General features: G+C 43.2%; 20 protein-coding genes. 8 read left to right on the top strand and 12 right to left on the bottom strand.

Translation table 11 applies throughout. The features are described 5' to 3' along the window. Positions 1 to 63: 63 nt before the first annotated feature. Positions 64 to 486 carry a YbaN family protein gene (locus FQ083_RS07340; RefSeq protein WP_020444281.1) on the top strand — a complete coding sequence of 141 codons (423 nt, stop codon included), beginning with the start codon at positions 64 to 66 and terminating at the stop codon, positions 484 to 486. A gap of 245 nt (positions 487 to 731) precedes the next feature. After that, positions 732 to 941 carry a cold-shock protein gene (locus FQ083_RS07335; RefSeq protein ID WP_010201661.1) on the top strand — a complete coding sequence of 70 codons (210 nt, stop codon included), beginning with the start codon at positions 732 to 734 and terminating at the stop codon, positions 939 to 941. A 234-nt stretch (positions 942 to 1,175) separates the two neighbouring features. On the opposite strand, the gene FQ083_RS07330 is transcribed toward FQ083_RS07335, so the two are convergent. Further along, entirely contained in the window at positions 1,176 to 2,261 is a 1,086-nt protein-coding gene (locus FQ083_RS07330) for a YeiH family protein (RefSeq protein WP_149409380.1), read from the bottom strand. Between the two features lie 227 nt (positions 2,262 to 2,488). On the opposite strand from FQ083_RS07330, the gene FQ083_RS07325 reads away from it, so the two are divergent. Beyond that, a complete protein-coding gene (locus tag FQ083_RS07325) occupies positions 2,489 to 3,430 on the top strand; it encodes a LysR substrate-binding domain-containing protein (protein ID WP_149409379.1) in 942 nt (313 codons plus the stop codon). Between the two features lie 170 nt (positions 3,431 to 3,600). Here FQ083_RS07325 and FQ083_RS07320 read toward each other — a convergent pair whose 3' ends face one another. Further along, positions 3,601 to 4,062 carry a universal stress protein gene (locus FQ083_RS07320; protein ID WP_011514445.1) on the bottom strand — a complete coding sequence of 154 codons (462 nt, stop codon included), beginning with the start codon at positions 4,060 to 4,062 and terminating at the stop codon, positions 3,601 to 3,603. Between the two features lie 363 nt (positions 4,063 to 4,425). Between FQ083_RS07320 and FQ083_RS07315 the strand changes: the two genes are divergently transcribed. Continuing rightward, positions 4,426 to 7,503: an insulinase family protein gene (locus FQ083_RS07315; RefSeq protein ID WP_149409378.1), complete on the top strand. Its 3,078-nt coding sequence runs from the start codon at positions 4,426 to 4,428 to the stop codon at positions 7,501 to 7,503. A 114-nt stretch (positions 7,504 to 7,617) separates the two neighbouring features. On the opposite strand, the gene FQ083_RS07310 is transcribed toward FQ083_RS07315, so the two are convergent. From FQ083_RS07310 to FQ083_RS07300, 3 genes are all read right to left on the bottom strand, one after another. Then, entirely contained in the window at positions 7,618 to 8,937 is a 1,320-nt protein-coding gene (locus FQ083_RS07310; protein ID WP_149409377.1) for a serine hydrolase domain-containing protein, read from the bottom strand. Between the two features lie 131 nt (positions 8,938 to 9,068). Next, positions 9,069 to 9,632, bottom strand: a complete 564-nt coding sequence (locus FQ083_RS07305; protein WP_149409376.1) for an NUDIX hydrolase — start codon at positions 9,630 to 9,632, stop codon at positions 9,069 to 9,071. A 318-nt stretch (positions 9,633 to 9,950) separates the two neighbouring features. Further along, positions 9,951 to 10,472 (bottom strand): HPP family protein, encoded by a 522-nt coding sequence (locus FQ083_RS07300; RefSeq protein WP_011514441.1) that lies wholly within the window; start codon positions 10,470 to 10,472, stop codon positions 9,951 to 9,953. A gap of 159 nt (positions 10,473 to 10,631) precedes the next feature. Here FQ083_RS07300 and FQ083_RS07295 point away from each other — a divergent pair, with 159 nt between their 5' ends. Further along, the gene (locus FQ083_RS07295; protein ID WP_020444274.1) at positions 10,632 to 11,369 is read left to right on the top strand and encodes an NUDIX hydrolase; all 738 of its coding nucleotides are present in this window, start codon (positions 10,632 to 10,634) and stop codon (positions 11,367 to 11,369) included. A gap of 84 nt (positions 11,370 to 11,453) precedes the next feature. Here the strand turns inward: FQ083_RS07295 and FQ083_RS07290 are convergent, their stop codons facing one another. Together FQ083_RS07290 and nhaA are read right to left on the bottom strand one after the other, a co-directional pair. Beyond that, complete coding sequence (locus tag FQ083_RS07290; protein WP_149409375.1) at positions 11,454 to 12,818, bottom strand: oxygenase MpaB family protein; 1,365 nt, start codon at positions 12,816 to 12,818, stop codon at positions 11,454 to 11,456. Positions 12,819 to 12,896: 78 nt separating this feature from the next. After that, positions 12,897 to 14,099 (bottom strand): Na+/H+ antiporter NhaA, encoded by a 1,203-nt coding sequence (gene nhaA / locus FQ083_RS07285; RefSeq protein WP_011514438.1) that lies wholly within the window; start codon positions 14,097 to 14,099, stop codon positions 12,897 to 12,899. A gap of 566 nt (positions 14,100 to 14,665) precedes the next feature. Here nhaA and FQ083_RS07280 point away from each other — a divergent pair. Further along, a complete protein-coding gene (locus FQ083_RS07280; protein WP_041772313.1) occupies positions 14,666 to 15,421 on the top strand; it encodes a TSUP family transporter in 756 nt (251 codons plus the stop codon). 126 nt (positions 15,422 to 15,547) lie between these two features. Here FQ083_RS07280 and FQ083_RS07275 read toward each other — a convergent pair whose 3' ends face one another. The 3 genes from FQ083_RS07275 to radC form a co-directional block, all read right to left on the bottom strand. Beyond that, positions 15,548 to 16,921: a dicarboxylate/amino acid:cation symporter gene (locus tag FQ083_RS07275; protein WP_011514436.1), complete on the bottom strand. Its 1,374-nt coding sequence runs from the start codon at positions 16,919 to 16,921 to the stop codon at positions 15,548 to 15,550. A 386-nt stretch (positions 16,922 to 17,307) separates the two neighbouring features. Next, positions 17,308 to 20,247: an acyl-CoA dehydrogenase gene (locus FQ083_RS07270; RefSeq protein WP_149409374.1), complete on the bottom strand. Its 2,940-nt coding sequence runs from the start codon at positions 20,245 to 20,247 to the stop codon at positions 17,308 to 17,310. Between the two features lie 320 nt (positions 20,248 to 20,567). Then, positions 20,568 to 21,251 carry a RadC family protein gene (gene radC / locus FQ083_RS07265; protein WP_149409373.1) on the bottom strand — a complete coding sequence of 228 codons (684 nt, stop codon included), beginning with the start codon at positions 21,249 to 21,251 and terminating at the stop codon, positions 20,568 to 20,570. 118 nt (positions 21,252 to 21,369) lie between these two features. Between radC and coaBC the strand changes: the two genes are divergently transcribed. Both coaBC and FQ083_RS07255 read left to right on the top strand, forming a co-directional pair. After that, positions 21,370 to 22,779: a bifunctional phosphopantothenoylcysteine decarboxylase/phosphopantothenate--cysteine ligase CoaBC gene (gene coaBC / locus FQ083_RS07260; protein WP_149409372.1), complete on the top strand. Its 1,410-nt coding sequence runs from the start codon at positions 21,370 to 21,372 to the stop codon at positions 22,777 to 22,779. 51 nt (positions 22,780 to 22,830) lie between these two features. Then, positions 22,831 to 23,616, top strand: coding sequence for a sulfite exporter TauE/SafE family protein (locus FQ083_RS07255; RefSeq protein WP_149409371.1), 786 nt, complete (start codon positions 22,831 to 22,833; stop codon positions 23,614 to 23,616). 30 nt (positions 23,617 to 23,646) lie between these two features. On the opposite strand, the gene FQ083_RS07250 is transcribed toward FQ083_RS07255, so the two are convergent. Both FQ083_RS07250 and FQ083_RS07245 read right to left on the bottom strand, forming a co-directional pair. Beyond that, positions 23,647 to 24,564 carry a histone deacetylase gene (locus FQ083_RS07250; RefSeq protein ID WP_149409370.1) on the bottom strand — a complete coding sequence of 306 codons (918 nt, stop codon included), beginning with the start codon at positions 24,562 to 24,564 and terminating at the stop codon, positions 23,647 to 23,649. A gap of 94 nt (positions 24,565 to 24,658) precedes the next feature. Further along, positions 24,659 to 25,564 carry a YbjN domain-containing protein gene (locus FQ083_RS07245; protein WP_149409369.1) on the bottom strand — a complete coding sequence of 302 codons (906 nt, stop codon included), beginning with the start codon at positions 25,562 to 25,564 and terminating at the stop codon, positions 24,659 to 24,661.

Below are 25,564 nucleotides of genomic sequence, written 5' to 3'. Positions count from 1 at the left end.
ATAACTTATATAGGTAGTCCATATCTGATGACCTAATGTCTCACACTGACTGATAAAATTATCATGACTCAATCAAAAAAATCTTTTTATTATCGACCCAAGACCAATCAACATAACAATCCAACGGTGCGTTGGATGTTTTTGATATTTGGTTGGCTGTTTTTTGCCTTGGGTATCATTGGCGTATTATTACCTGTTATGCCGACAGCACCTTTTATCTTACTAGCGGCAGGGTGCTGGGCGCGTAGCTCACGACGCTTTCATTTTTGGCTGATTAATCATAAATATTTTGGTAAATTCGTCCGAGATTGGGAAGACCGCCATGCTGTACCTTTATATGGCAAGTGGCTAGCGACGATAATGATGGCAATTTCAACAACAATGTTATTTTTTAACATTCCTGCTGATATGATGTGGGTAGCTTGGCTGGTAGCCACGGTCTGTACTGGGGTAGCGGTCTATTTGTTCCGTTTGCCAAATGCCTAAAATGTGTTGATTTTAGGGCGAAAAACAGTCAAAAAGTGGCTTTGGTTACATGAAATCTAAGATAAGACTTGCGAAAATGGGATCTTGCCCTTATAATACTTCCAAGCTTAAGAGCAGTTCTGCACCAAATCATTACCTCGTAGTATTAGTTATAATCCTTCGTTTTAATATTTATCGTTCAGTAGCTATTTGCAAGCGTTACCGGTCACTAGACCATTAATAAATTTAAAAGTAGGATTATCAATATGTCAGATACTCAAAAAGGTACAGTTAAGTGGTTCAACGAAGCTAAAGGCTTTGGTTTTATCGCTCCAGAAACTGGCGCAGACGTTTTTGCTCATTACAGCGAAATCACTGGTTCAGGCTTCAAAACTTTAGCTGAAGGCCAAGAAGTTGAGTTCACTGTAACTCAAGGTCAAAAAGGCCCACAAGCCCATAACATCGTTGCTATCTAATCTGTCTTTATAGACGCTTAGAGCAAGATGAAAAAAAAGCGAACCTTCGGGTTCGTTTTTTTTCGTCTATACTTTAGTATAAGCTATTTGCAATTAATAGCTTAATATTTATAACGTGCGCTTTATGTTGAGTGGCTTTTAAATCAGACAATGAACCAAAAATGCCGATGACTACGCTGGTCATCGGCATTTTTGATCTATATAACTCACAACAAGGATGTTTGGTAGTTTACTTTAGCCAATCAAGCTAATACCAATATTAATCAATCCACCTCCAACGATCAGCCAAGCAAACATAATAGCACCCAAGATCAGTGGCTTCACGCCAGCTTGCTTAATGGCGCTTAGATGAGTCGTCAAACCTAGTGCAAACATCGCCATGGTGAGCAGCACATCGTCTAGCATCACCATACTACGCTCAAAGCTTGCGGTCATCGGCACCCAAGTGTGCAGTAAGACGATGGCAATAAATATAAAGGCAAACCAAGGGACTTTGACTTCTTTAATACGGCTCATAAATGAAGCACTTTTATCATTTTCGCTACAGCCTTTGGTCAGAGCAAAAGACAATACCAGTAAGAAAGGGGCGAGCATCATGACGCGTATCATCTTGGTGACAACAGCTGTGTCACCCACTTCAGGACTGACTGCGTTACCAGCGACGACGACTTGCGCCACTTCATGAATGGTTGAACCCGTATAAACTCCGTACTGCTGAGCATTTAACCAAGGTTGCAACCAACCAAGATGATAAAGAAAAGGGTAGAGCAGCATCGCCATGGTGCCAAATACTACGACCGTAGCTACTGCGATAGTGACTTTATGTGTTTCTGCTTTGACGATTGGGTCGGCGGCGATGACGGCGGCTGCACCACAGATACTCGCACCTGAGCCTATCAATAGCACGGTTTGTTTATCGACTTTTAATAATTTGGTACCTATCCAATAGGTCAATAAAAAAGTCGATGTTAGTACCAGTGCATCGCTCATCACTGCTGGCATACCCACGCTAGCAACTTGGGTCACTGTTAGTTTAAAACCATAAAACATAATGGCGAGTCTTAAAATCTGCCCTTTAGCAAAACAAACCCCTTCATTTAAATGCTCAGCAAAATTGGTATAGACCGTATTGCCAAGTATCATCCCGATTAAAATCGCCAGCGTGAGCGATGACAGTCCTACGATGCGCCCATTTGTCCATATGTTTACACTAGTATTGAGCCATAAACAAAATAAACTGCCAATCAGCACGACGATGAGCCCTGCTAGATGGCGGCTGCGTGGAAAATAGTTGTTCACTGATTGGGTCAAGGCGTACATGACTGACTGTCCTATTATCTATAATCGAAATAAGCATAAGCTTATGAATAGACATTATAAGATAGACCAACCTATAATAAAAACAGATTAATTAGATATAAATTATAGATTTTATAGGTTAATAGAAAGTCTTAGGGTTAAAAAGATAGTTTTTTAGATAATAGAGGGTTTTTAAAATAACAGATGGTTTTTAGGTTATATCAATAAGATAGGGTGTCAGAGAAATTATGAAAAAAGCCATGCAGGGATTACCAAAGATTACCCTCAAGCAATTATCAGTGTTTGTCAGTATTTATCAAACAGGTAGTACCAGCCGTGCCAGTGAAGTGCTGCATTTATCGCAGTCGGCGGTCAGTAGTGCGTTGACAGAATTAGAAGCAAGGCTGCAAATGCCATTGTTTGAGCGGGTCGGGCGCAGGCTCAATCAGCACCCTAATGCCCATCCTATTTATATACAAGCTCAAGCTATCTTAGGGCAGTCGTTGACACTAGAACATTATCATAAGCACCAAGCAGGGCAGATCCATATTGGTGCTAGTACCACCATTGGTAATTATGTACTGCCGCCGCTGCTTGCCAAGCTCTATGAGGCACTGCCAGATGCAGATGTTGATATGTATATTGCCAATACTCAAGAGGTAGTAGCAGAGGTTGAGCAACTAAATATTGATATTGCTTTAGTCGAAGGTATGCCGCGCCCAGTAGATATGAAGGTGATTGAGCAGCGCGTGTGGCGCACTGATATTTTGATGATTTTTGCTAAGCACGACAGCAAATGGTTGACCGATGTAGGTTATTATAACGATGCAAATAATTGCTATGAGCTGAGTATTGAGCAACTATCAACGCTACCACTATTGGTACGAGAAGCGGGGTCTGGTACGCGGCAGATCATCGATGAGCAATTATTGCAGCATTTGCCCAATGCCGAGGTGATTATGGCAATACAGCAGTCGGAGGCGATTAAGCATATGGTCAGCGCTGATATTGGACTTGGGTGCCTGTCACAGCATGTCATTGAAGCAGAGCTTGCAACAGGGAAGCTGGTACAAGTGCAGGTTGCAGGAATTGATTTGTCACGTACATGGTGGCTGGTATGGCATAAAGCGCGCCATCAAAGCCCGATTTGGCAAAGCTTTATTGATATTATTCAAGAGGATCGTGTTTAAAAGTAGCTATAGCCAGCCTCATATTAAAAAATATAGCGAAACTGGGATAAATTTTTTGTAGCCTCTGTCGGCGCAGCCACAGCAAGCAAGAAAAATTTGTACCAGTTTTGCCCTATAATAAGGTGCATTCACCTTATTTAGTATCTACTGTATTAATTCTATGCTTACACTTATTTATTAACGGGCTTATCAAGTCTCACAACTAAGCTGTCACAAGGTACATTTGGCAAGATATTATCTGCCGTTGCGCCGCTAAGCCAAGCTGCGATGCCATGACGTTCATGACGACCAATAACCAATAAATCAACGTCATTCTTATGGCAATAGTTGACGATACCTTCACTATTTGAGATGGCAGTTGTCACTTCAGAGTTGACCACATGTAAGTCGTTACGATCCAAAAACTGCGCCAGTTTTGCACGCGCTTCTTGGCAACGCTCATCATCAATCTCATCATATAAGCTTGAGGCAGGCACCAGCTCGTAGCCAAAGCCAACCATGGTATCTTTTACGATATGCAATACCGATAATTTGGAGTCAGGACGATTATCAACGATACGCTTGGCTTTTTGAGCAACCAAGTCAGCATCGGATAGTAAATCGGTGACCAATAAAATATGTTGGTAACTCATGAGCGGCTCCTTCCTTGTGGCAGATGATTTTAACTATAGCACTACTAATGACTGCTGTTAAGTAGGCTTTGTTAAATCGGGCGCTATCTTTATCCGTTATTCTTGCTGACTTATTATTTTTCTCCACCCACTGTCTTGACTTACTAGCGTATTAGCCCCATCTACTGTCGTTAGGCAAATTCTTTTTAGCTGATAAATGCCATTCAATTCGAAGATGACCTATGAGGCTTTGATAACTTTAATTGTTTATTCAAAGCGATCTTTTTATAAATATAAATTTTACTATTTTAATTGCTGATATCGATTTCATACCTTGGTTATTGGCTAAGATGATACTGAAGTAATTAATGCATAAGGATAACCATGACTGACACGCTATTTACTGCTGATTTAACCCTGCATCCTGCCTTTGAGCTGATTGAGCACCGCCATATCGATGCATTATCGATGGATGTGCTGATCAGTCAGCATATCAAAACCGGAGCGATGCATTATCACTTGGCGCATCCGAGTGATGAAAATGCCTTTTTGGTTGGCTTTCGTACCCAGCCGATGGATTCAAAAGGTGAGGCGCATATTCTAGAGCACGTGGCTTTATGTGGTTCTGAAAAGTTCCCCGTACGCGACCCGTTCTTTTCGATGATTAAGCGTTCGTTAAATACCTTCATGAATGCGATGACCGCTGCCGATTGGACAGCGTATCCGTATGCCACGCAAAATAAAAATGATTATTTTAACTTGCTTGCTGTCTATCTTGATGCGTCATTTTTCCCCAATATTCATCCGCTTGATTTTGCCCAAGAAGGCATCCGTGTTGAGTTAGACGAAAATGACAAGCCGCAATTTAAGGGTATCGTTTTTAATGAAATGAAAGGCGCAATGAGTGGCGAGATTGACCAGTTGTATCATACGGTCGCCCATCATCTGTTCCCAACAACGACCTATCACTATAATTCGGGCGGTGATCCTGCTGATATCCCAGACTTGACTCATAATGAGCTGGTTGAATTCCATCAGAGCCATTATCATCCGTCAAACAGTGTGATTATGAGCTTTGGTAATATTCCAGTCGCTGAAACGCAAGCAAAAATACATGACGATGCTTTGATTCAGTTTGAAGCGGGCAAAAAACATGTATCGCGTCCAGAGCAGCGTTTGTCTGCACCGATTAACGCAGTTGATACTTATACGGCTGACGAAGCCGGTCCTGACCAAACCCATCATGTGGTTGCGTGGTTATTACCATCGATTACTGATCCGAAGCAGCGTTTGGCCTTGCGTCTATTAGAAGGGGTATTGGTTGAGCATGCTGGTTCGCCATTGCGTGCGTATTTGGACAGCCATCCACTTGGTAAAGCGCCAAGCCCGCTATTGGGACTCGACGACAGTCATTATGAAATGGTCTTTTATACCGGTCTGCGCGGTTCAAACCCTGAGCATGCCGAAGCGGTAGAGCAGGGTATTATTGATTTGCTTAAAGAGGTCGCGAGCAAACCGATTGATGATGAAACCATTGAAACTATCTTGCACCAAATTGAGATTGATCAGCGCCATATCGGTGGTGATAGCATGCCGTATGGTCTAAATCTCATGCTAGAAGGTTTTAGCACTGCCATCCATGATGGTAATCCTATTGATGTCTGGGAAGTTGATGAGCATTTGCAATGGCTACGCGAGCAAGTAAAAGACGCGCAGTGGCTGCCAAATTTAATCAAAATCCATTTGCTTGATAATCAGCATCGTGTGCGCGTCACAATGAAGCCTGATAGTGAAAAAACAGCCCGTTTGGCAGCAGCCGAGCAAACCCGTCTTGATACGATTGCGATGGATTTGACCGCTGATGATAAAGCTATCTTAAAGCAACAGGCTTTAGATTTGGCAGCGCGCCAAGCAGCACCTGATGATTTAAGTTTATTGCCAAAAGTTGGCTTAGAAGATGTCCCGACCGATATCAGCTTCAAGCAAGGCACGCAAAAACAAGTGAATTTAAGCGGCAAAGAAAGTACGTTATTTGAATATGAAGCGGGCACTAACGGCTTGTATTATTATCAAATCATCGTACCGTTAACCGATGAGATTGGTAATCAGGATACAAGCGAGCTACCGGTTAATGAAGTGATTAATCATCCATTATTGCCTATTTATTTAAGCTTGTTATCAGAGCTAGGTACAGATTCTCTTAGTGCCCATGAAATGCAGGCCAAACAAGCGGCGCATTCATCAGGTGTGACGGCTCGTATCAGCCAACGTACCAATGTCGATGACAGCCAAGCGATTAGCAGCTACTTTGTGGTGGCAACGCGCGCGCTGAATCGTAAACCTGAAGCGATTGATTTGCTGAAAGAAGTCATGGAACATAGCGTATTCACTGAACATGACCGTATCAAAGAAATCTTGCAGCAGCGTCAAGCAGGTTGGCAATCAAACCTTGCTGGTTCAGGGCATTCTTATGCCATGCAAACGGCTAGTCGCGGCATGAGTCGTCAAGCGCAGTTAGAATATGTACGCAGTGGTCTACCAGCATTGAATGCGCTAAAAGACTTCTTAACCCATGCCAGTAGCGATGATGCACAGTGGGATAAGCTTGCGACGAGTTTGATGGACTTACATCAGCGTTTGATTAGTTTGCCTAAGCACGCGGTTATTATTTGCGAAGCCGAACAAACTGAACGCTTGAGTAATTTAATCGTTGAGAGTTGGAAAGACAGCCAAGCGCCAAAAATTGCAGCGCAGTTAAAAAATGTTGATGCGAGTATCGAAGCCAATATTCCAAGTGAGTTTGCCGAATTGCAACTTGATACAGCGTTAAATGGGGAGAAAGACGCGGTCAAAGCTCTAGAAAGTGATGTGGCGCTCGATGTTGAAGACTTGGCATGGCTGGTTCCAACCAATGTCTATCATAATGCCAGTGCTTATACCGTTCCTACGGCTGATCATCCTGATACGGTAGCCCTGATGGTATTAGCGCCTTACCTGCGCAATGGCTATCTGCATAGCGCCATTCGTGAGCGCGGCGGTGCTTATGGCGGTGGTGCGGGCTACGATGCCAATGCTTGTGCCTTTAAGTTCTTTAGCTATCGCGATCCACAGTGTGCTGAAACTTTTGCCCATTTCGATGCCAGTATCGAATGGCTGTTGAATGAACCGCAAACCGATGAGCAGTTAGAAGAAGCTATCTTAGGTATTATCTCAGGAATGGATAAGCCAGGCTCTCCAGCAGGTGAGGCAATTAAAGCCTGCTTCGCTGATTTGCATCATCGCGGTGTTGACTGGCAACGTAAAATGCGTGCAGCAATTTTGGCTGTAACAGTAGCTGACTTGCAACGTGTTGCTAAGCAATACCTGCAAGGGCAAAAGCATGTCCGCGCGGTATTAGCGCCTTATGATAAAGAAGCAGCAGTACAAGAGCTTGGCTTTAAAGTCTGTAAAATTAAAAGCTAGCTTTTAACTTGTAAAAAATCAGTATCTATATAAAAAACCGCCGCTTCCAGTATTTATATTGAAAGCGGCGGTTTTGTTTTGGTTGAGTATTTTAAAGCGCTATTTCTTAAAGGCTTACTTTTTAATTAAGTAATTAGCGACTGCTTTATAGGCAGGTAGCGAAGTTGGGTCGATTTTACCATTACTGGCTTCAGGGTATGAGGAAAAGCGAACGATGACCATATCGGCTGCTGGATCAACATAGACCGTTTGACCGTGGACGCCACGTGCTGCATAAATAGGCGTGGGATTATTAAACAGCCACCACATACTTTTATAGCTGCCATTATTGAGCTGTTTATAGCCCGCTTTTGCAAATGCGCCTTTGTCACCGCCAGCTTCGATATTATCGACTACCGCTGTTGGGAATAAACGCTCACCATTCATCTCACCTTTATTGAGCATCAAGCTGCCAATACGTGCCATATCATGCAAACCTGCACTGATGCCACCGCCAGCAAACGGCGTACCCTTAGCATCTACCGTGATATAGGCGCTTTGTTCGGCACCGATTTTCTGCCAGATACGTTCAGAGAGCAGGTCATCGATTGCCTTGCCAGTGGTGCGTGAAATAATCCAGCCGAGCGCATCACTATTGATGGTTCGATAGTTAAACTCTACACCATGTTCGCCTTTTTTCTCAACCGTTTGCAGATATTCGAAATAGCCATTGGGTCCGCTATAGCCTTTGGGTTTTGGTAACGGGCTTGCCGCTTCTGAATACTTCCAGATGTCTGCGTCAGGATCGGCATAGTCTTCACTATAATCGAGCGCCGTGGTCATATCCATCACTTGGCGTACGGTGGCATCGCCAAAGCCACTTTTTGCCAGCTCAGGAATAATAGAGGCAACCAATGCCTTATCATCAAGCTTACCTTCGGTGACGAGGATTTCTGCTAATAATCCTGTCATTGACTTGGTCATCGACATTGCGGCGTGATTACCCAGCTCATTGAGGCAACCATTTTGACGCTCATAGACGACCTTGCCATGATGCATGATCATAATGCCGTCTGTATAGTTGGCATCAAGTGACTGCCGCCATGTCATAGGGTGTTTGCTATTGGTTGGGGTAAAGGTAATGGCATCAATATTTTTATCGAGTGCATAGTCAAGTTTGGATGGTGCACCGATACCGCGACTGACTTCGGTAGTGGGCATTAGCTCTCGAATATGACAGACTGTCCAACGCAGTTTGGGAAAGCTAAAAAAGTCCGACTGTGGTTGAGTGATTAGCTTGCCTTTTGGAGGCGGGAAACCTTGCATCCAGCCGAGCGTTTGCGGGTCTGATTCCTTAGCGGTTAAAGAAGTGCTTTCAGCATGACCGCTTACACTCGTCAGCCCTAGGGCCAAAGTTAGCGGTAATAGGGCAAAAGAGTGTTGTAGTGTCAGCATGGTATCCTCGCGACTTAGCTTAAGCGGTTAACATTAGGCAATAAAAAACCGTTGATAAGATTTGAGCTTAATTCTTATCAACGGTCTTTACTACTTGCTTTTGTAAGTCAGCTTTTTAGCCAGCTTCGTTATTAATAGCGCTTAATGGCTTGGTCTTTGCCAATGATCTCTTGATGAATTGGGAATTGATCATAACTGTCGTAATGTTGACGGTCTGCAAAATAGCTTTTTAGGGTACGGCGTACCGCTTCAAAAGCAAGCTTATCCCAAGGAATGTCTTCTTCTGTGAATAACGCACAATCAAGACTTTCAGAGCCGATGCCATAAGCACCGTCTTTTAGTTCGGTGATATAGATGCTATAGATTTGACCAATATCTGGAATGTCATACAAGCAATATAAATGTGGATTGATCACGACCGCGTCAGCCTCTTCAAAGCTCTCACGCGCGGCACCTTCGGCCATGGTTTCGCCGTTTTCCATAAAGCCTGCAGGCAACGTCCATAAGCCATACTGCGGCTCGATCGCGCGTCGACAGAGCAGCACCCGATGTTTATGGACGACCAGCGCACCACAAATTATCTTTGGGTTTTCATAATGAATATAATGACAGTTTGGGCATACCAAACGCGGTATATTATCCGTAGCTGGTATTTTGCGTTCTGCTTCACAACCGCATTGTAGACAATAGCGCATATCGACTGCCTTATATAATGAAATGAGAGAGATAAGGTTACTTTAAGACGTATAATTTTAAGATTTATAATTGTTGTTGTATCAGATACTAGGGCTATCGAATATCAGATGATTATCTGACAATCGCCCTTTATATTAAGATAACACAAATCTTCCTCATACTGGCAATGATAATAATAGCGTATTTTGTGAGTTGAATCACCGTTGGAATTCCTTGTGTGCCAACAGAATGGACCAAGCCTATCAGTCACACAAAAGGTATGCAGTTATTATCAGATTGCGCTAGGCTATAAGTGACTCTATTTTAAATTGACTATGTTACCAATAGCGCGGGTAGTGTCTGCCACGACCAATGTTGTTGTAAATCAGCGCTACCACTACTAAAGCAAGGGCACCTACTAGCGTCGGAGTGAGCAAAAAATGCCACTTTACGCCGCCGAGCATCACAATCAATGGATTGGATCCTGCAGGTGGATGCGGTACGCGCAGCAGTAACATTAGAGCAATTGCCGTACCAACGGCAAGGGACAAGCTCCACCACTCAACCCCAAATAAAGACATAAAAGCTAAGCCAGTAAAGGTAGTAATAAGATGACCACCGACAATGTTTCTTGGCTGAGCAAAAGGGCTTTCTGGATAAGCAAAAATAAGCAGGCAGCTGGCGCCAAATGAGCCCAAAATCATCGCGATATTTTGCCAATTTCCCAGTAATGCCAATACAGCAGTGGCAACTGTTCCGCCAGCCCAAGCAATGGCAATGATGACTAATGGCAATCTTTGCGGGCAATCATCAGTTTTGCCCTGCATTTTATGTAATGAAAAAATCTTATCCACGAGCATTTCCTAAATAATATATGAATGACACCCTTGATCCATGAGGACCAATTGCAGTCGTACAATGATAAAAGACCATGTCTGTCTGACGGTTGTCGCAATCTGCTTGCTGCAACCATTCAACGTTTTGATGGCTAATACTGATAAAAAAATAGGGCAATTATAATGCTAAATCCCTCACAGTCCGTACGTTTTGATGAAATGACAGTCGCTGTACCAGATTTTATACGTTATCCCACGATCAGAAAGTTGGCTGAACGGGTGCAGCACGAGACATTAAAGGCTATTGCTAGTCCCGCGCTTTATGACTCTCACGACCATTCGCGCAGTGCCCGTATTTTAAATAGTCTTTATCAAACCCCAATCGCCGATGCCTCTATCTTGGTCGCTATCACTCATGAGCGCCATCCTAAGCTGCTGCTGACTCGCCGCGCTGCTCATATGAATAGTCATGCTGGCGAGGTATCCTGTGCTGGTGGCAAACATGAAGTAGGTGATGGTAACAATGTCGTTACCGCCCTACGTGAGGCTTGCGAGGAAACTGCGCTACCGCCTAATAAAGTTCAGCTGCTTGGTCAATTGCCTATCCAAACCTCTAAAAGTGGTATGAGTGTACGTCCTATTGTGGCGCTGATTGCGCCAGATCTGCTTTTGGTGCCAGAGCTTGGGGAGATATCACGCATTTTTTGGGCAGATTTTGAGACTTTATTAACTCAGCCAACAGTCGAATATTCTATAGAATATACATTGCAAGATCAGGCAGCAACGCTTCTGACACCGAGCTGGCAAGTAGATGGCGAAACGGTGTGGGGTCTGACGGGACGAGTCATTGCCAGTTTATTAGAAACAGGCTTTGATCGGCAGCTAGAGTGGTATTATCGCATACAAGACACTCGATCATAGAAGTGTTAGATACTCGCTAATAAACATGTTTTTGGCGAAGGAGGATCGTTATTATAAACGTTAGTGATAATGAATGGATGCATTCTATTTATAATACTCATCATTCTTCTTTAACCACCAGTTCATATTGTCTTGGCGTTTAGCACGAAATGCTTCTAGCTTGTTGGCGACTCTACTATTGTGTTGACGGGCAGTATCTAGGGCAAATAGAATCGGCACGGAAGACAATACGCCAAAGCGTATTTTTGATTTTGGTAGGTTTAGCCCATCGCCAATATCATCACCAACCAAGGTACGGGTCACGCTGGCATTGACCATCTCAACAAAACGCCCACGGCGATTGTCCTCACCCATCAGCTGACGTGGTAAATCGTGCAGAGCTTTTGCTAGTGGTCGTCCCATTTTAAAATCAAGCTGCTGAATCGACAAATAGGTATAGAGCCATTCCCAGCAGGCGGCTTCATCTTTTGGCAGTCGCTGCAAATCAACCCCCATCCAATAACTGGCAAGATTCCATAAATGCAAAATGCCTTCTGCTTCCTCAGTGCTAATACGGGCGCCAAGCAATCTTAAGCCACGCATAATCAACAGTGAAAACTGCAAATGAGTAGCAATCATATCGGTTTGATTGATAGGAATACCCCAATATGCGGTATTCCAGCTGCCATCTGGGTTGTGATGTTGGTTGGCATCTGGTATGACGCCTTTAGCAGCATTGCCTTTACCTTTGAGCAAGTTCTGTCGTACTGAGGTATGTATTTGACGTACTTTAATGGATTGCTGCCAACCTTCAGAGCCGATAGCCAATACTCGTTCAATATTAGGTTTGCTATGCTCTGAATCTAAATGCAATTGAGGATGCTCAGAGACCGCCAAGATATAGGCGTAGGTACGCATCAATCTTGGTAAAGCGTCATGCATCAGTGCGCCAGTCTGAATCAGCGGTAGCGATAAGGCAGGGATACTATAGCCTGCCATGAGAGCCACATTACGTAATAGCCAGATCAGCATCAGTGGATAACGGCGATAGGCAACCGCGCCGATTTGGGCAAGCTTGGGATCAAACCAATCGGGATGGCGACTAAATTGTTCAGTTAATGCGTTGAATGAGGAATTATTCTTGAGGTTAGAGTCCGCTTTCTTATCAATAATAAACTGCTGTAATGGCTTGGCAAAACGAATGCCATCAGAGGCTAGATCATCTGCTATTGGATCGCCAATATCGTAGCCTGCAACTATTTCCTCTAACAAATCTTGCGAGATGACAAAGTCTTTTGGCAGTAGATAGCGCTTAATGCGTTTTAATACTTGCAGATCACTATGATCATCAATGGCAGTGGTGCGTCCATGACGCTGATAAGAAACAGGCGCTTGATGACAGCCTGCACCTTGCCGAGCACTGGCGGTACTTGTTTTAGCGATTTTTTTAGAGATGTCGATGGAATCCATATTTATGAGCAACTCTGTATCAACTGCTTTTTATTAAGTTGATTGAGCTACTTTGGGATAAAGTAGCTCAATCTTTTATTAAGAATGACGCGTTAAGTCTACAGAGGTTACATTAACCTCATCTTTTAAAGTGGCTTTGAGCATCATATAACCTGCGATACCAGAGACGATTGAACCCATAATGATACCCAAACGCTCATCAAATAATGGCGTCTCACCGGCAAATGCAAGCCCACCGATAAACAAACTCATGGTAAAGCCCACACCACATAACAATGCTGCGCCGTAGATTTGCTTAAAGTTCATGCCTTTTGGCATAGTAGAAATGCCCAGTTTAAAGATTAACCAGCACATCAGCATGACGCCTACTTGTTTACCGATGAACAGTCCGGCGGCAATACCAAGCGGCACAGAATGAAACAGCTCACCAAACCCTGCGCCCTTAAGCGAAATGCCCGCATTGGCAAAAGCAAATAATGGCAGGATACCATAAGAAACGGTGTTTTGTAGGTCGTGCTCAAGCTCTTCAAGCGGGGAATGCTCAGGGTCAGTGCGATCAAATAAAGGAATAAATAGCGCCAATACAACCCCAGCTAACGTTGCATGGATACCAGATTTGAGTACGGCAACCCACATGATAACGCCAATTAGCAAATAAGGAGTTATGCTAGTAACGTTACGACGATTAAGCAGATATAAAAACGGCAGACATAAGCCCGCGATAGCCAGTGAACCAAGCGATAAATCATTGGTATAAAATAAAGCGATGATAATAATCGCGCCGATATCATCAAAGATAGCAATCGAGACTAAGAATACTTTTAATGAATTGGGTACGCGATTACCAAGTAAACTCAAAATACCAAGAGCAAAGGCGATATCGGTTGCGGCAGGAATCGCCCAACCTCGCCAAAACTCAGGTTCATTATAGTTAAAAAACAGATAGACGATGGCTGGCATGATCATGCCGCCAAGAGCCGCCCCTGCTGGCAAGATAATTTGCTTTACATTGGACAGCTCGCCGATTAACACTTCACGCTTAAGCTCAAGTCCCACTAAAAAGAAGAACACTGCCATCAAGCCATCATTAATCCAATGATGCGCATCTTTAGCGATTGAGAAGCTGCCAATTTGAATAGCGACAGGTGCGTGAATAAAGGATTCGTACCACGTATTTAGAGAAGTATTAGCAATAATCATTGCTGCGATAGCTGCCAGCGCTAGGACGATACCGCCCGAAGCCTCGAGATTAAAAAACGCTCTGATTTTATGTATTGCCATATTGTCCTCATTAACCAAATAAAACGTGCGAAAGTATTCAAAAGCTCAAGTATTTTTGTATGTCTGTAATGGCTCCGCCTTAAGTACGCGACCACATATGGGGACGAGTCTTTGTTAGCACTGATGTTTATAATACCAGTGTAATAGACGTATATCCCTAGTTTCTCATATTCTTATTCATATAAACAAATGAAATAGGTTACCGGTTTTACCTTTTAACTTGAAAGCTTCATGACGAAAAAAGCTGTTTTTAAAGTACCTTGTGCGATAAATCTAGCAGACTTTGCTAGGGTTATGGCTTTTTTCGCAGTTTTATCTTTATAATAAGCCGCTTTACGTAACGGTTAGCATCGGATTTGACTCTTATAGCATTAGCCGTTATCAAAATAATATACACATTATCTATCCATATTTTTTGCCTGATATTCATCCAACTATTTTTAAATGAGCGTTTTTAAAAACATACTATCAAAAAATATTGCTAAAAAAATGCTGCTAAAAAGTAGAATTGGTTGAATCTTTTAAGGCTTGTGTCTCTTATATCATAAATTTTGCAGGTCAGTGTCATGGACGTATCCCTTTCTATTGAAGTTATTTTAATGTTGACCGCTGTAGCCGCGTTGGCAGGTTTTATCGATGCTATTGCTGGTGGCGGTGGTTTGTTGACCATTCCTGCCATGCTACTTGCCAATATCCCGCCTGTATTGACATTGGGTACCAATAAGCTACAAGCAGCATCAGGGGCACTAGCAGCGTCTATTACCATGATTAGAAAGGGTGTGGTCAAACCCAAGAATATTAAAACAGCAATTATTGCGGCTTTTATTGGCTCTATCTTTGGCTCTATCGCGGTTCAGTTATCGCCACCTGACTTGTTAGAAAAGCTGATTCCATTTTTGATTGCAGCCATTGGTATCTATACTTTGTTTGCCCCCAAACTTGGTGAAGTGGAAGCTGCCCCTCGTATCTCAGAAGGTGTTTGGCAAAAAATTGCCGCCCCTTTAATTGGTTTTTATGACGGCTATATGGGACCTGGGACAGGTATGTTTTTTGCGCTTGGCAATGTGGCATTACGTGGTCGAAAAATTATCGAAGCAACTGGTGCGGCAAAGGTACTGAATTTATCGACCAATATTGGCTCATTAATCTTCTTTATATTGGGCGGTAATGTATTGTGGACAGTAGGGCTGGCGATGATGGTAGGGCAAACTATAGGGGCGTATTTTGGCTCGCATATGGTAGTAAAAGGCGGCAGTAGACTCATTCGTCCCATGATTGTATTGGTTTGTCTTGTGATGGTGACTAAATATGTACTTGGTTAGTGAAGGGTAGATTGATCAAGAAGAATGCAACTCTTGGTCTAAAAACGTACTTGCTGCATAAAAAAACCTCAGACCAATCGACTGAGGTTTTTTTATGACTTATTTATAGGCAATCACTGATCACGATTAGCCGCGCTTAACATCATCATACTCGCTGCCCATAATGCCATCGCTAAAGACTTCAGAGAATTCGCGTTCGCTGTTCTCATCGATATGACCGTCAAAGACATCTTTTGAGCCAGCATCAGGATCGTTATAAATCGCTAAATCCATTTTACCTTCTGATTTTGCGACGATAGCGGTCACCGCAGCATCACCGCCGACATTGACTGCTGTACGTAACATATCAAGGATACGGTCGACCCCTAAAATAAGACCAATACCTTCAATCGGTAGACCGACTTGGGCAAATACCATTGACAGCATGATGAGACCAACACCCGGAACACCTGCCGTACCGACAGAGGCGAGCACTGACATCAAAATAACGGTCAAATACTCAGTTATACCCAAGTCAATACCATAAATATTGGCAATAAAAATGGTCGCTGTGCCTTGCATGATGGCTGTACCATCCATGTTGATCGTCGCGCCAAAAGGGATGGTGAATGAAGCAACTGAGTTATTAACACCCATGCGCTTGGTGACCGTACGCAAGGTAATTGGAATCGTTGCATTCGAACTTGAAGTACTAAAAGCAAAAATCTGTACTTCGCGCATTTTTGCCAAAAACGTTCTGACTGACAAGCCTGAAGACAGCTTGAGGACAATCATCATGGTCACAAAGAAATGGAATGCCAGTGAGCCAACCAGTACCGCAACATAACCAAGTAATGACCAAATCAGGTCTAAGCCAAGTTCTGCCATGGCTTTGGTCAATAGCGCAAAGACACCATATGGTGCAAGATTCATAATGATAGTCACCATTTTTAAGATGACTTCATTGATGAGCTCTAAACTTTGAACCAAGCCTTTAGCGGGTTTTCCTACCATCAAAATACTAATACCAATCAAAACGGCAAAGAAGATAATCGATAGCATATCGCCGTTTGCCATCGCACTGATGGGGTTAGAGGGAATAATATTGGAAAATACATCGAGTAGTGGTGGTGCTTTCTCAGCTTCAAACGCCGCCTCTGTTGCTATATTCATGCCTTTGCCGATACCAAACAACACGCCAAGCCCAATAGCAGTTGCAATCGCCAGTGCTGTCGTCACCATATAGATGAAAAAGGTTTTAGTACCAATACGCCCTAATAGACGAATATCACCGATACCGCATACGCCGCAGATTAGTGAAATCAAGACCAGTGGCACGACGAGCATTTTTAGCGAGTTAACAAACAGCTTACCGACAATGGCAAGAAAACCGTTGGTGACATAATTATTAACAAAGCTGCCTTCCGTGTTCAAGCCAGAGTAGTTTATAAATAGACCCAGTATAATACCGAGCACCATGGCAACAATAATTTTGCCGGTCAAACCCATATTTTTCCACATAAACGCTATCCTTGGTGTCCGTTACGCACAGCAATAGACACAATAGCGCGCTCAATATGAGTGCAAGATTGCTGTCATGACGGTTGCTGTGACGTCTATAAATATATGAACTGACCTTTAAGTCAGATTTTGGGGGACAATATAAAAGAATAGTTAGGGAGACTGCAAGATTTTTTTATGACTTAAATAACGTGACATTACAATATTAGTATGTTTGGGTTTTTTATCTGTCAAAAATTCATATGCATTTGACTGAATGAAGCGTTGTTGAAGGAGCATAAAAAAATAATATGAGCGGTAAAATAAAAAAGCGAGATGACTCTGATGAGACCATCTCACTTGCTTCAATCAATATAGATAAATGGCGATAGGTAGATCAATCCTAGTTAGACATTGTCGTTTTCGTCACGGCGCAAACCATCTTTCCATATAGGGTCACTGGTTTCTCTTTGCTGCTCGTGATTGTCTTGCTCGCTACTTGTGCTAGCAAATTTATCTTTGTTTAATCTATGGTTATAACTCATACGTTCATTTAGATGCGATGCTGCATCACGGTGACGCGAGCCAAAGGCTTCTATTTCAGGATGTGAATCCTGAAAATCAGTCTGTGCATTAATTTCCTTGGCAGTATCTTGTTCATTGACCATTTTTACATCACCATCATTTTCGTAACCATGATCAGGGTTAGTATCTCCTGTTGGTTGGTTATTGTCTGGCATTGAATCAACTGATGCGATATTCTCAGAGGTCTGCTGCAGATTATCAGGGTTTAATGCCTGATTTAACTGAGCATTGTTTTTTAACTGAGCATCGCTTTTTAGTTCAGCATAGTCAGTTAGCCTATGTACAGCGTTCTCTAAACTGTGTGGGTTAGCACGTTCTTGCACATTTGATAAATGCTTATCAAATGTATCGGTCAATAAGGAATCATAGCGTATCGAATTATAGGTTATTAACTGTTCAGCTTCTTCTTCAGTAATGTCGCCATTTTGACTTGCATAGACCACATGATCTTCAAAAGTTAAACCTTCAAAACTGTCTTTATGTTCTGCTTTTTTAAATTTCTGCCATAAGGGTTCGACTTCGAGCAGTATTTGATAAGCATGCTCCATACGCCCTGTGACATCATCCGGCTCAGTATTATAATAGACCATGGTTTTAAGATAGTCGCGGAAGGGATTTGCTTCAAAGTCATCCATAAACGTATCACCCAGTTGGCGTTTTAATTCATCACTCACTGGGGCAAAGATACGACCACTGGGAAAAGTCACAAAGCTCACTAATTTGGCTGCAAACTGATTTGGAAAATTGGCAAATAAAGATAGGAATGCTTCTTGGATAGTATAAAGGCTATTTTTTAACGCCACTTCAGCATGCAAGCGCTCAGCGACTGATTTGCTGCCATATTCATAAAACTGCAAAATAGCTGTACAGATAAATAGATGAGAGTGGATGTCTGCTAAGCGCCCAGATAGCATCTCTTTGCGTTTTAAATCACCAGCCAATAACCCTAAAGACATGTCAGCAGTTAAAGCAAAGCCTGCGCTTAAGCGGTTAATGTCTTTGTAATAGGGACGGGTAAAATTATCCGCAAAATTTGGCGCATCATTGCTGCCACCAACATAGCCTGCGACGAACGCCTTCGCACCCCGATTAAAAGTATAGCCCAAATGCTTAAAGAATAAATTATCGAATTGCTTGAGTGCGCCTTCTTTATCTTCACTTTGTAATAGTTGCAACTCATCGAATAGATAAGGGTGACAGCGCATCGCCCCTTGACCAAAAATCATCAATGAGCGCGTCAATATATTTGCGCCCTCAACGGTAATTGATACTGGGATCGCTTGATAAGGAATTGCTAAAAAGTTGCGCGGTCCCATTTGTACTGCGCGACCACCAACGACATCCATACCATCATTAATCACTGAACGCATGGTCTCAGTGGCATAGTATTTTGCCATTGCTGTCATCACTGATGGCGTACCACCTTGGTTTAGACCACAAGTCACCAGATGCCTAAAAGCTTCTAACATATAAGTATTACTGGCAATGCGGCTGGTAGCATCTTGCACGCCTTCAAATTTGCCGACAGAGATCTTAAATTGCTCACGAACCTTTGCAAAGGCACCAACCGACAAATAGCTCATTTCACTGGCAGAAGTCGATAGGGCAGGCAATGAGATTCCGCGACCGACACCCAAGCACTCCATCAACATACGCCAGCCGCGTCCTGCATTTTCCACTCCACCAATAATATAATCTAGCGGTATAAAGACATCTTGACCATCGACTGTCCCATTCATAAATGGCGAACCGATTGGATTGTGGCGTGGACCGATAATGACCCCTTGGTGGCTGGCAGGCACCAGCGCACAAGTAATACCGTAATCGGTTTTTTCAAGATCACCAAGTAAACCTTCAGGGTCATGCATTTTAAATGCCAAACCTACTACTGTTGCGATAGGGGCTAAAGTAATCCAGCGCTTAGAGAAATTCATGCGCAGGCCCAGCACTTGCTCACCTTCATGCATGCCATAACAAACCACGCCAGTATCCGGAATCGCACCGGCATCAGAGCCCGCTTCTGGACCTGTCAAGCCAAAGCACGGAACCTCTTCACCTTTCGCTAGACCCGGTAGCCAGCGCTGCTTTTGCTCATCGGTACCGTAATGCATCAACAGCTCACCAGGACCGAGTGAATTTGGTACCATACAGGTCACTGCAGCAGTCGGCGAGCGTGAGGCAATCTTACTCATCACGCGACTTTGGGCATATGAGCTAAATTCTAATCCACCATATTCTTTGGGAATAATTAAACCCAAAAAGCCATTGGCTTTGATAAATCGCCACGCCTCTGGTGATAATTCTTTATCTTCATGATGAATTTTCCACTCATCAAGCATTGCACAGAGCACTTCTACTTCATTATCTATAAAGCTTTGCTCTTCTTCTGACAATTCTGGATAGGGGTATTTTGCAAACGTATCCCAATCAGGCGCGCCCATAAACAGCTCTTTTTCCCACCAGCTAGTACCTGCATCAAGTGCCTCACGCTCTGTGTCACTCATACTTGGCATGGCACCGCCCAACGCTTTATAGACAGGCTTGGTAAGCAGGCTTTGACGAATAGGGGTAATAAGCAGCACTAGGCAAAGTAGGGCAATAGGCAGACCTAGGATAAGCGACCATGGACTGATGAAAGCAGTAACGAGGACAGTGATTAAAGCAACGATGCTGCCTGTGACACGCGATAATGATAACAAAAAGATGGCCAAGACCATGGCTAATTGAATGATGACTGCCAAAATAAATAAGCCAATGGCCATAACTGCCTCCTTTGCAACGCTTAATAAAAAAGCGTTAAAATATAAGTGAATAAGAAAGTTTGAAATAACTATGATTGTTGTTTTATATTCCAAGCTTCCTTTTTTATAGTGAAAAATAGTTTTAGTTTTTTGACATTAGTGATTTCAAATAGAGCCGATATAAAATAAAAACTTCGCATCGGGAATAAAGGCTCTCCCAAAAATGAAGTTAACTACCAATATGAAACAGTTGTTTATAACTATCAAGAGCGAAAACGCTACGCTGTGTCGATAATATGTATCAAGATTTGTGTATATAACCAAATGCGAGTCATTAAACGTTAGTTAAAAGGCGCTAAACCGTTTTCAGCATAAGATAAAGTCTCATTGCGCCCAACGATGACATGGTCAATCAAAGACAAATCTATAAGATCACAAGCTTTTTTGAGCTCATAGGTTAACAAGTTATCCGCCGTTGATGGCTTAGCGTCGGTATGCGGATGGTTGTGAGCAATAATGAGCTGGCTTGCAGCATGGCTTAACGCATGACGCAGCACGTGCTTGATACAGACGGAGCAAGAAGAGATACCGCCTGTAAACAATATCTCAAAATTGATTAGATTCAAGGCATTGTCCAAACATAGCACAGCAAACACTTCTCGCGGCTCACTGCGCAACTGAGTGCTGATATAGTCTTTGACCATTTGCGAGCGTCCAAGTCCTTTACCCGTTTTAAGCTGACTGTCCAAATAGCGTCTGCCCATCTCAAGTGAGGCGAGTATCTGCGCGTATTTGGCAGGACCGATGCCGTGACAAGCAAGGACAGTTTCTTGTGGCGCGGCTAACAGCTCTGCTAGGCTACCAAATTGCTCGATCAGATGGCGAGCCAGCTCAATGGCTGACTGCGACTGTGTGCCCGTGCGCAGAAATATCGCCAATATCTCAGCGTCGGATAAGTGCGCGGCGCCAAATTTTAATAGCTTCTCACGCGGTCTATCATCCTCATGCCAGTCTTTGATTGCCATGCTTATTCCTTAATATGCACTTGCGACGAGATAAATTTAGAAAACTTTCCCTAACTTATCGCATAATTGCTACTATAAGCGCAATTTTATCTTTCAATTTTTTGCTGATGCCACGCTTATGTCAAATATCCTGCTTGCTATCACTGGCGGTATTGCCGCTTATAAATCTGCTGTATTTGCCCGTCTATTAATCAAGGCAGGCTTTGAGGTGCGCGTCGTTATGACGTCAGGTGCACAGGCTTTTATCACTCCACTAACCCTACAAGCTTTGACGGGTAATGAGGTGCATATCTCGTTACTCGATGAAAAAGCGGAAGCGGGCATGGGTCATATCGAGCTTGCAAAATGGGCAGACCTTGTGGTCATCGCGCCGGCATCTGCCAATACGTTAGCGCGGCTGGCAATGGGTATGGCAGATGATTTACTGACCACGGTCTGTCTTGCAACGACAGCGCCAGTCATTATCGCGCCTGCGATGAATCAACAGATGTGGGCGCATCCTGCCGTTAACTTAAACGTGCAAACCTTGCGTGATATGAATTACCAAATCATTGCGCCTGCTAGTGGTGAGCAAGCTTGTGGCGATGTGGGTGCAGGACGCTTACCTGAGCCTGAACAGTTATTAGAAGAAATTTTACTGTTTCAAGCAATGCAGACGACGCCTCAGTTATTGGCAGGTAAAAGAGTCGTGATTACCGCAGGACCGACCGTTGAAGCCATTGATCCGGTGCGTTATTTGTCTAATCATTCTACGGGGAAAATGGGTTTTGCTTTGGCGCGTGCCTGTGTTGCTGCTGGTGCAGACGTTATCTTGATTGCTGGTGGCAAAGTTGCTTTGCCAACACCGCTCAATGTCACACGCATTGATGTATTGTCAGCTAAAGAGATGTTGACGGTCGCGCAGCAGTGTGTGACAGGCACGCATAGTGTACTACAGTATATGGTTGAAGATGAACATGATCATTCTCACGATCATATGCACGAGCACAGTCATAATCATCATCACCATGATCATCATCATGGCGACTGTGACTGCGATGAAGCACACGGGCATGAAGAGCAAGAGCTAGGAACACATGAGCATGGCATCGATGATCATATAAAAGTCGCTGATATCTTTATCGCCACCGCTGCGGTGGCTGACTATCGAACGGAAGAGGCGGCACCACAAAAAATTAAAAAAACCCAAGATTCGATGACGCTAAGCTTGGTGAAAAATCCTGACATTTTAGCGACGATTTCGCTTGCTCACCCAGAATTATTTGTCGTTGGCTTTGCAGCAGAAACTCAAGATGTTGAACGTTATGCTCGTGGTAAGCTGCTTTCTAAGGATTTAGATTTGATTGCTTGCAATGACGTCTCACGTGCTGATATCGGCTTTGCCAGTGATGACAATGCAATGGAGGTTTTTTTCTCAACACATTATGAGCACGATAGCATCATACTTGATAAAGCGAGTAAGGATAGAATAGCTGAGCAATTAGTGAGCATCATTGGCCAGACTTTGGTGCAACGTTTGAATGGCTAATTGTATAGTCATAAGTAGCCAGCCGCGTATGATATCTTCGACAGGGAAAATATGATGGACATGGTGGGTAGCGATAGTACCCAGACGTTTTTACTGATTGCAATTTTTGCGCTGGCATCATTGCTACATGGTATTAGCGGATTGGGTGTGACTTTGGTCACCACCACTGCACTTGCCAGTATTTACCCGTTACCCCATGCCATAGTGCTAGTCATTTTCCCTTCATTATTGCTCAATGCGATGACTTGGCTGGCAGGTGGTGGTCGCACGATTTGGCAAAATTTCATCTATTATGGCAGGCGCTATTGGTTACTGGCATTGACCAGCTTACTCGGTAGTATTTTAGGCGCGAAGCTCTTACTATGGGTCGATAGCGCATATATTTTATTGTTATTGGCAGCCGTTATTGGTTTTTACGTCATAAGCAGCTTGCTTGGTAAGCAACTTCGTCTACCTGCTACCAAGCCTGTGTTAATCATCGTTGGCTTTAGTGCAGGCGTAATTGGCGGCGCGACCAATGCTATGTCGACCATATTGATGATGTATTTATTGTCTGCAAGCAATGATAAGCATACTATCGCTAAAGTCGGCAATATGTGCTATTTCTTGGGTAAAATTGCCCAAATCATTGTATTGCGTGAGCCTATCATGGCACTAAGCAGTGGTGAATGGCAACTGATTGCTTTACTTAGTGTCATGTCAATCACCGCGCTCTTAGTCGGTATCCGCTTGCGACGTTATTTACCACAAGCACGCTTTCGTCAGCTTATCTTAGTGATCCTCACAGTACTTGGTATACGTATCGGCTGGCAGGGGATTATGTCGTTTATGGCTTAGCACAAGAGAGAGTAGAATTGATGCTAAATTTTAGTCAGTCGCCTCATCAAAGAACATCTGCTGCGCCAGTCGAAAGGTATTACAATGCGCTTCAACCACATCATTAATATCTTCTGAATAACCACCGCCCATGACGATAGCGATTGGAATATTGGCAGTTTTGGCTTGCCGTAGGACGTATTCATCACGCGCCTTGCAGCCTTTTATGGTTAAACTTAGCTTGCCTAATTTATCCGTCGCTAGTACATCAACCGCCGACTGATAAAAAATCATATCAGGTACAAAATCCGTTATCAGTCTTGGCAAGGTCTGCGCTAAAATCTGCAAATATTGCTCATCACCAGTATCATTATCTAGCTCAATATCTAAGTCTGATACTTGCTTACGAAATGGATAGTTCTTTGCGCCATGCATACTAAACACAAAAACCCGTGGCTCATTCGTCATGATACTGGCATTGCCGTTGCCTTGATGGACGTCTAAATCAACGACCAATATCCTTTGTGCTTGTCCGCGATTTAATAGTAAATTGCTCGCGACACAGACATCATTAAAGACGCAAAACCCTTCACCATGATCGGCAAAGGCATGATGGGTACCGCCAGCGACATTCATCGCGACGCCGTATTGCTGTGCAAAAAGCGCGCATTCATAAGTCGCGTGAGCAATATAGCGCCCACGCTCTACTAACTCAGGCGTCATCTCAAAGCCGATCGCTCGCGCTTCTTTTCTTGGTAGCGTTTGGGTCTTAAGCTGATACCAATAGTCAGCAGTATGCGTCGTTAAGATTTCATCTTCGCTTAAGCGTGTGGGCGCAAAAAAGTTATTCGCACTAATAGTCTTTTCCGCTAATAAGCGCTCAGGAATCATGGTGTATTTTTGCATTGGAAAACGATGTTTTTCGGGTACTGAATAACGAAAAATATCAGAGTAGGCAATTTTTAACATAGTATTTTTAATATCGTATTAAAGGCTTTCTGAGTAGAGGGTTGTCTAACATAGTAAGTTTGAGCTGATGGTTTCACTGGGAAAAAATCCAGTCTCACTGTACAAATTGAGTGGGCAAAAAGAAGGTTCTTGAATCGGATTGTTGGCGTAGCTGCAAAAGTAGATCGGATAATTCTTCAGCAGGGTATTGGTTATTGACCAAATCACTAAATATCTCATGAGCAACCGTCGTCATGGCAATGATACTTTGCAATAAATGCTCAAGGATATCGTCGTCAAGTCCGACCGCTTCAACATCAATGGCGTTTTTATAGCGTATCTCACCATCATTGATATCCATCTCTAAATTGCCAACCATCATGTCATAGTTGATTTGAGTAATGAGTAATATAGCGGCACTTTGATGACTTTCTGGTATCAAAAATGGCAAAATACCATAGATTGCCAGCAGTTTATTTTTTTCTTGTACTCGAAACAGATAACCACAATCGAGCTGCTTATTGCGCATTCTTAAAGACAAATAATGAGATTTTTGGCTGTCTTTTGCTTTGGGCTGATAATGATTATAATGCCACCCTTTATCATCGAAGTATTGCTTTAGATAATCGACAATGGATAAGTCGCTCTCACTTTTTTGCTCCGCACTATTTTCGAAATCTTTGCCAATAGCTGTATCAATATCGGTTTCAACATCGATAGGTTTATTCGTATTATCGATGTTATCGGTGACATTTGCGTCTGTACTAGGGGCATTTTTGTCGCTGACAGTGCTGTCAATATTGTTAGAGTCAGTTTCTTCATGATTAGTATCAACATTATCCGTACTAACATTGTCAGTAGCTACATGTGAAGCCCTCACCTGACTATCAATCTCATCATCAAAGTCAGCGCTTGTCAAATCCTTCGACGATTTGATCTTCTCAATAACAGAGCGCACAGTGGATGTGGTTAGCAACTGCGTCATTTTTTGCCATAAGCTGAGTTTATTACGTTGACTCAT

Source organism: Psychrobacter sp. ANT_H59 (assembly GCF_008369225.1).
GTDB classification, from domain to species: Bacteria; Pseudomonadota; Gammaproteobacteria; order Pseudomonadales; family Moraxellaceae; genus Psychrobacter; species Psychrobacter cryohalolentis.
Note: the sequence above shows the minus strand (reverse complement) of the source record. Positions and strands in the feature narration are given on the sequence as shown.

Excerpts from the sequence above, each read along its gene's own strand:
- FQ083_RS07300 (WP_011514441.1), bottom strand. The coding sequence starts at position 10,472 with ATGCTCGTGGATAAGATTTTTTCATTACATAAAATGCAGGGCAAAACT.
- FQ083_RS07295 (WP_020444274.1), top strand. The coding sequence starts at position 10,632 with ATGCTAAATCCCTCACAGTCCGTACGTTTTGATGAAATGACAGTCGCT.
- FQ083_RS07245 (WP_149409369.1), bottom strand. The coding sequence starts at position 25,564 with ATGAGTCAACGTAATAAACTCAGCTTATGGCAAAAAATGACGCAGTTG.
- FQ083_RS07320 (WP_011514445.1), bottom strand. The coding sequence starts at position 4,062 with ATGAGTTACCAACATATTTTATTGGTCACCGATTTACTATCCGATGCT.
- FQ083_RS07340 (WP_020444281.1), top strand. The coding sequence starts at position 64 with ATGACTCAATCAAAAAAATCTTTTTATTATCGACCCAAGACCAATCAA.
- FQ083_RS07250 (WP_149409370.1), bottom strand. The coding sequence starts at position 24,564 with ATGTTAAAAATTGCCTACTCTGATATTTTTCGTTATTCAGTACCCGAA.
- FQ083_RS07305 (WP_149409376.1), bottom strand. The coding sequence starts at position 9,632 with ATGCGCTATTGTCTACAATGCGGTTGTGAAGCAGAACGCAAAATACCA.
- FQ083_RS07280 (WP_041772313.1), top strand. The coding sequence starts at position 14,666 with ATGGACGTATCCCTTTCTATTGAAGTTATTTTAATGTTGACCGCTGTA.
- FQ083_RS07330 (WP_149409380.1), bottom strand. The coding sequence starts at position 2,261 with ATGTACGCCTTGACCCAATCAGTGAACAACTATTTTCCACGCAGCCGC.
- FQ083_RS07315 (WP_149409378.1), top strand. The coding sequence starts at position 4,426 with ATGACTGACACGCTATTTACTGCTGATTTAACCCTGCATCCTGCCTTT.
- nhaA (WP_011514438.1), bottom strand. The coding sequence starts at position 14,099 with ATGGCAATACATAAAATCAGAGCGTTTTTTAATCTCGAGGCTTCGGGC.
- FQ083_RS07325 (WP_149409379.1), top strand. The coding sequence starts at position 2,489 with ATGAAAAAAGCCATGCAGGGATTACCAAAGATTACCCTCAAGCAATTA.
- FQ083_RS07310 (WP_149409377.1), bottom strand. The coding sequence starts at position 8,937 with ATGCTGACACTACAACACTCTTTTGCCCTATTACCGCTAACTTTGGCC.
- radC (WP_149409373.1), bottom strand. The coding sequence starts at position 21,251 with ATGGCAATCAAAGACTGGCATGAGGATGATAGACCGCGTGAGAAGCTA.
- FQ083_RS07275 (WP_011514436.1), bottom strand. The coding sequence starts at position 16,921 with ATGTGGAAAAATATGGGTTTGACCGGCAAAATTATTGTTGCCATGGTG.
- coaBC (WP_149409372.1), top strand. The coding sequence starts at position 21,370 with ATGTCAAATATCCTGCTTGCTATCACTGGCGGTATTGCCGCTTATAAA.
- FQ083_RS07335 (WP_010201661.1), top strand. The coding sequence starts at position 732 with ATGTCAGATACTCAAAAAGGTACAGTTAAGTGGTTCAACGAAGCTAAA.
- FQ083_RS07270 (WP_149409374.1), bottom strand. The coding sequence starts at position 20,247 with ATGGCCATTGGCTTATTTATTTTGGCAGTCATCATTCAATTAGCCATG.
- FQ083_RS07255 (WP_149409371.1), top strand. The coding sequence starts at position 22,831 with ATGATGGACATGGTGGGTAGCGATAGTACCCAGACGTTTTTACTGATT.
- FQ083_RS07290 (WP_149409375.1), bottom strand. The coding sequence starts at position 12,818 with ATGGATTCCATCGACATCTCTAAAAAAATCGCTAAAACAAGTACCGCC.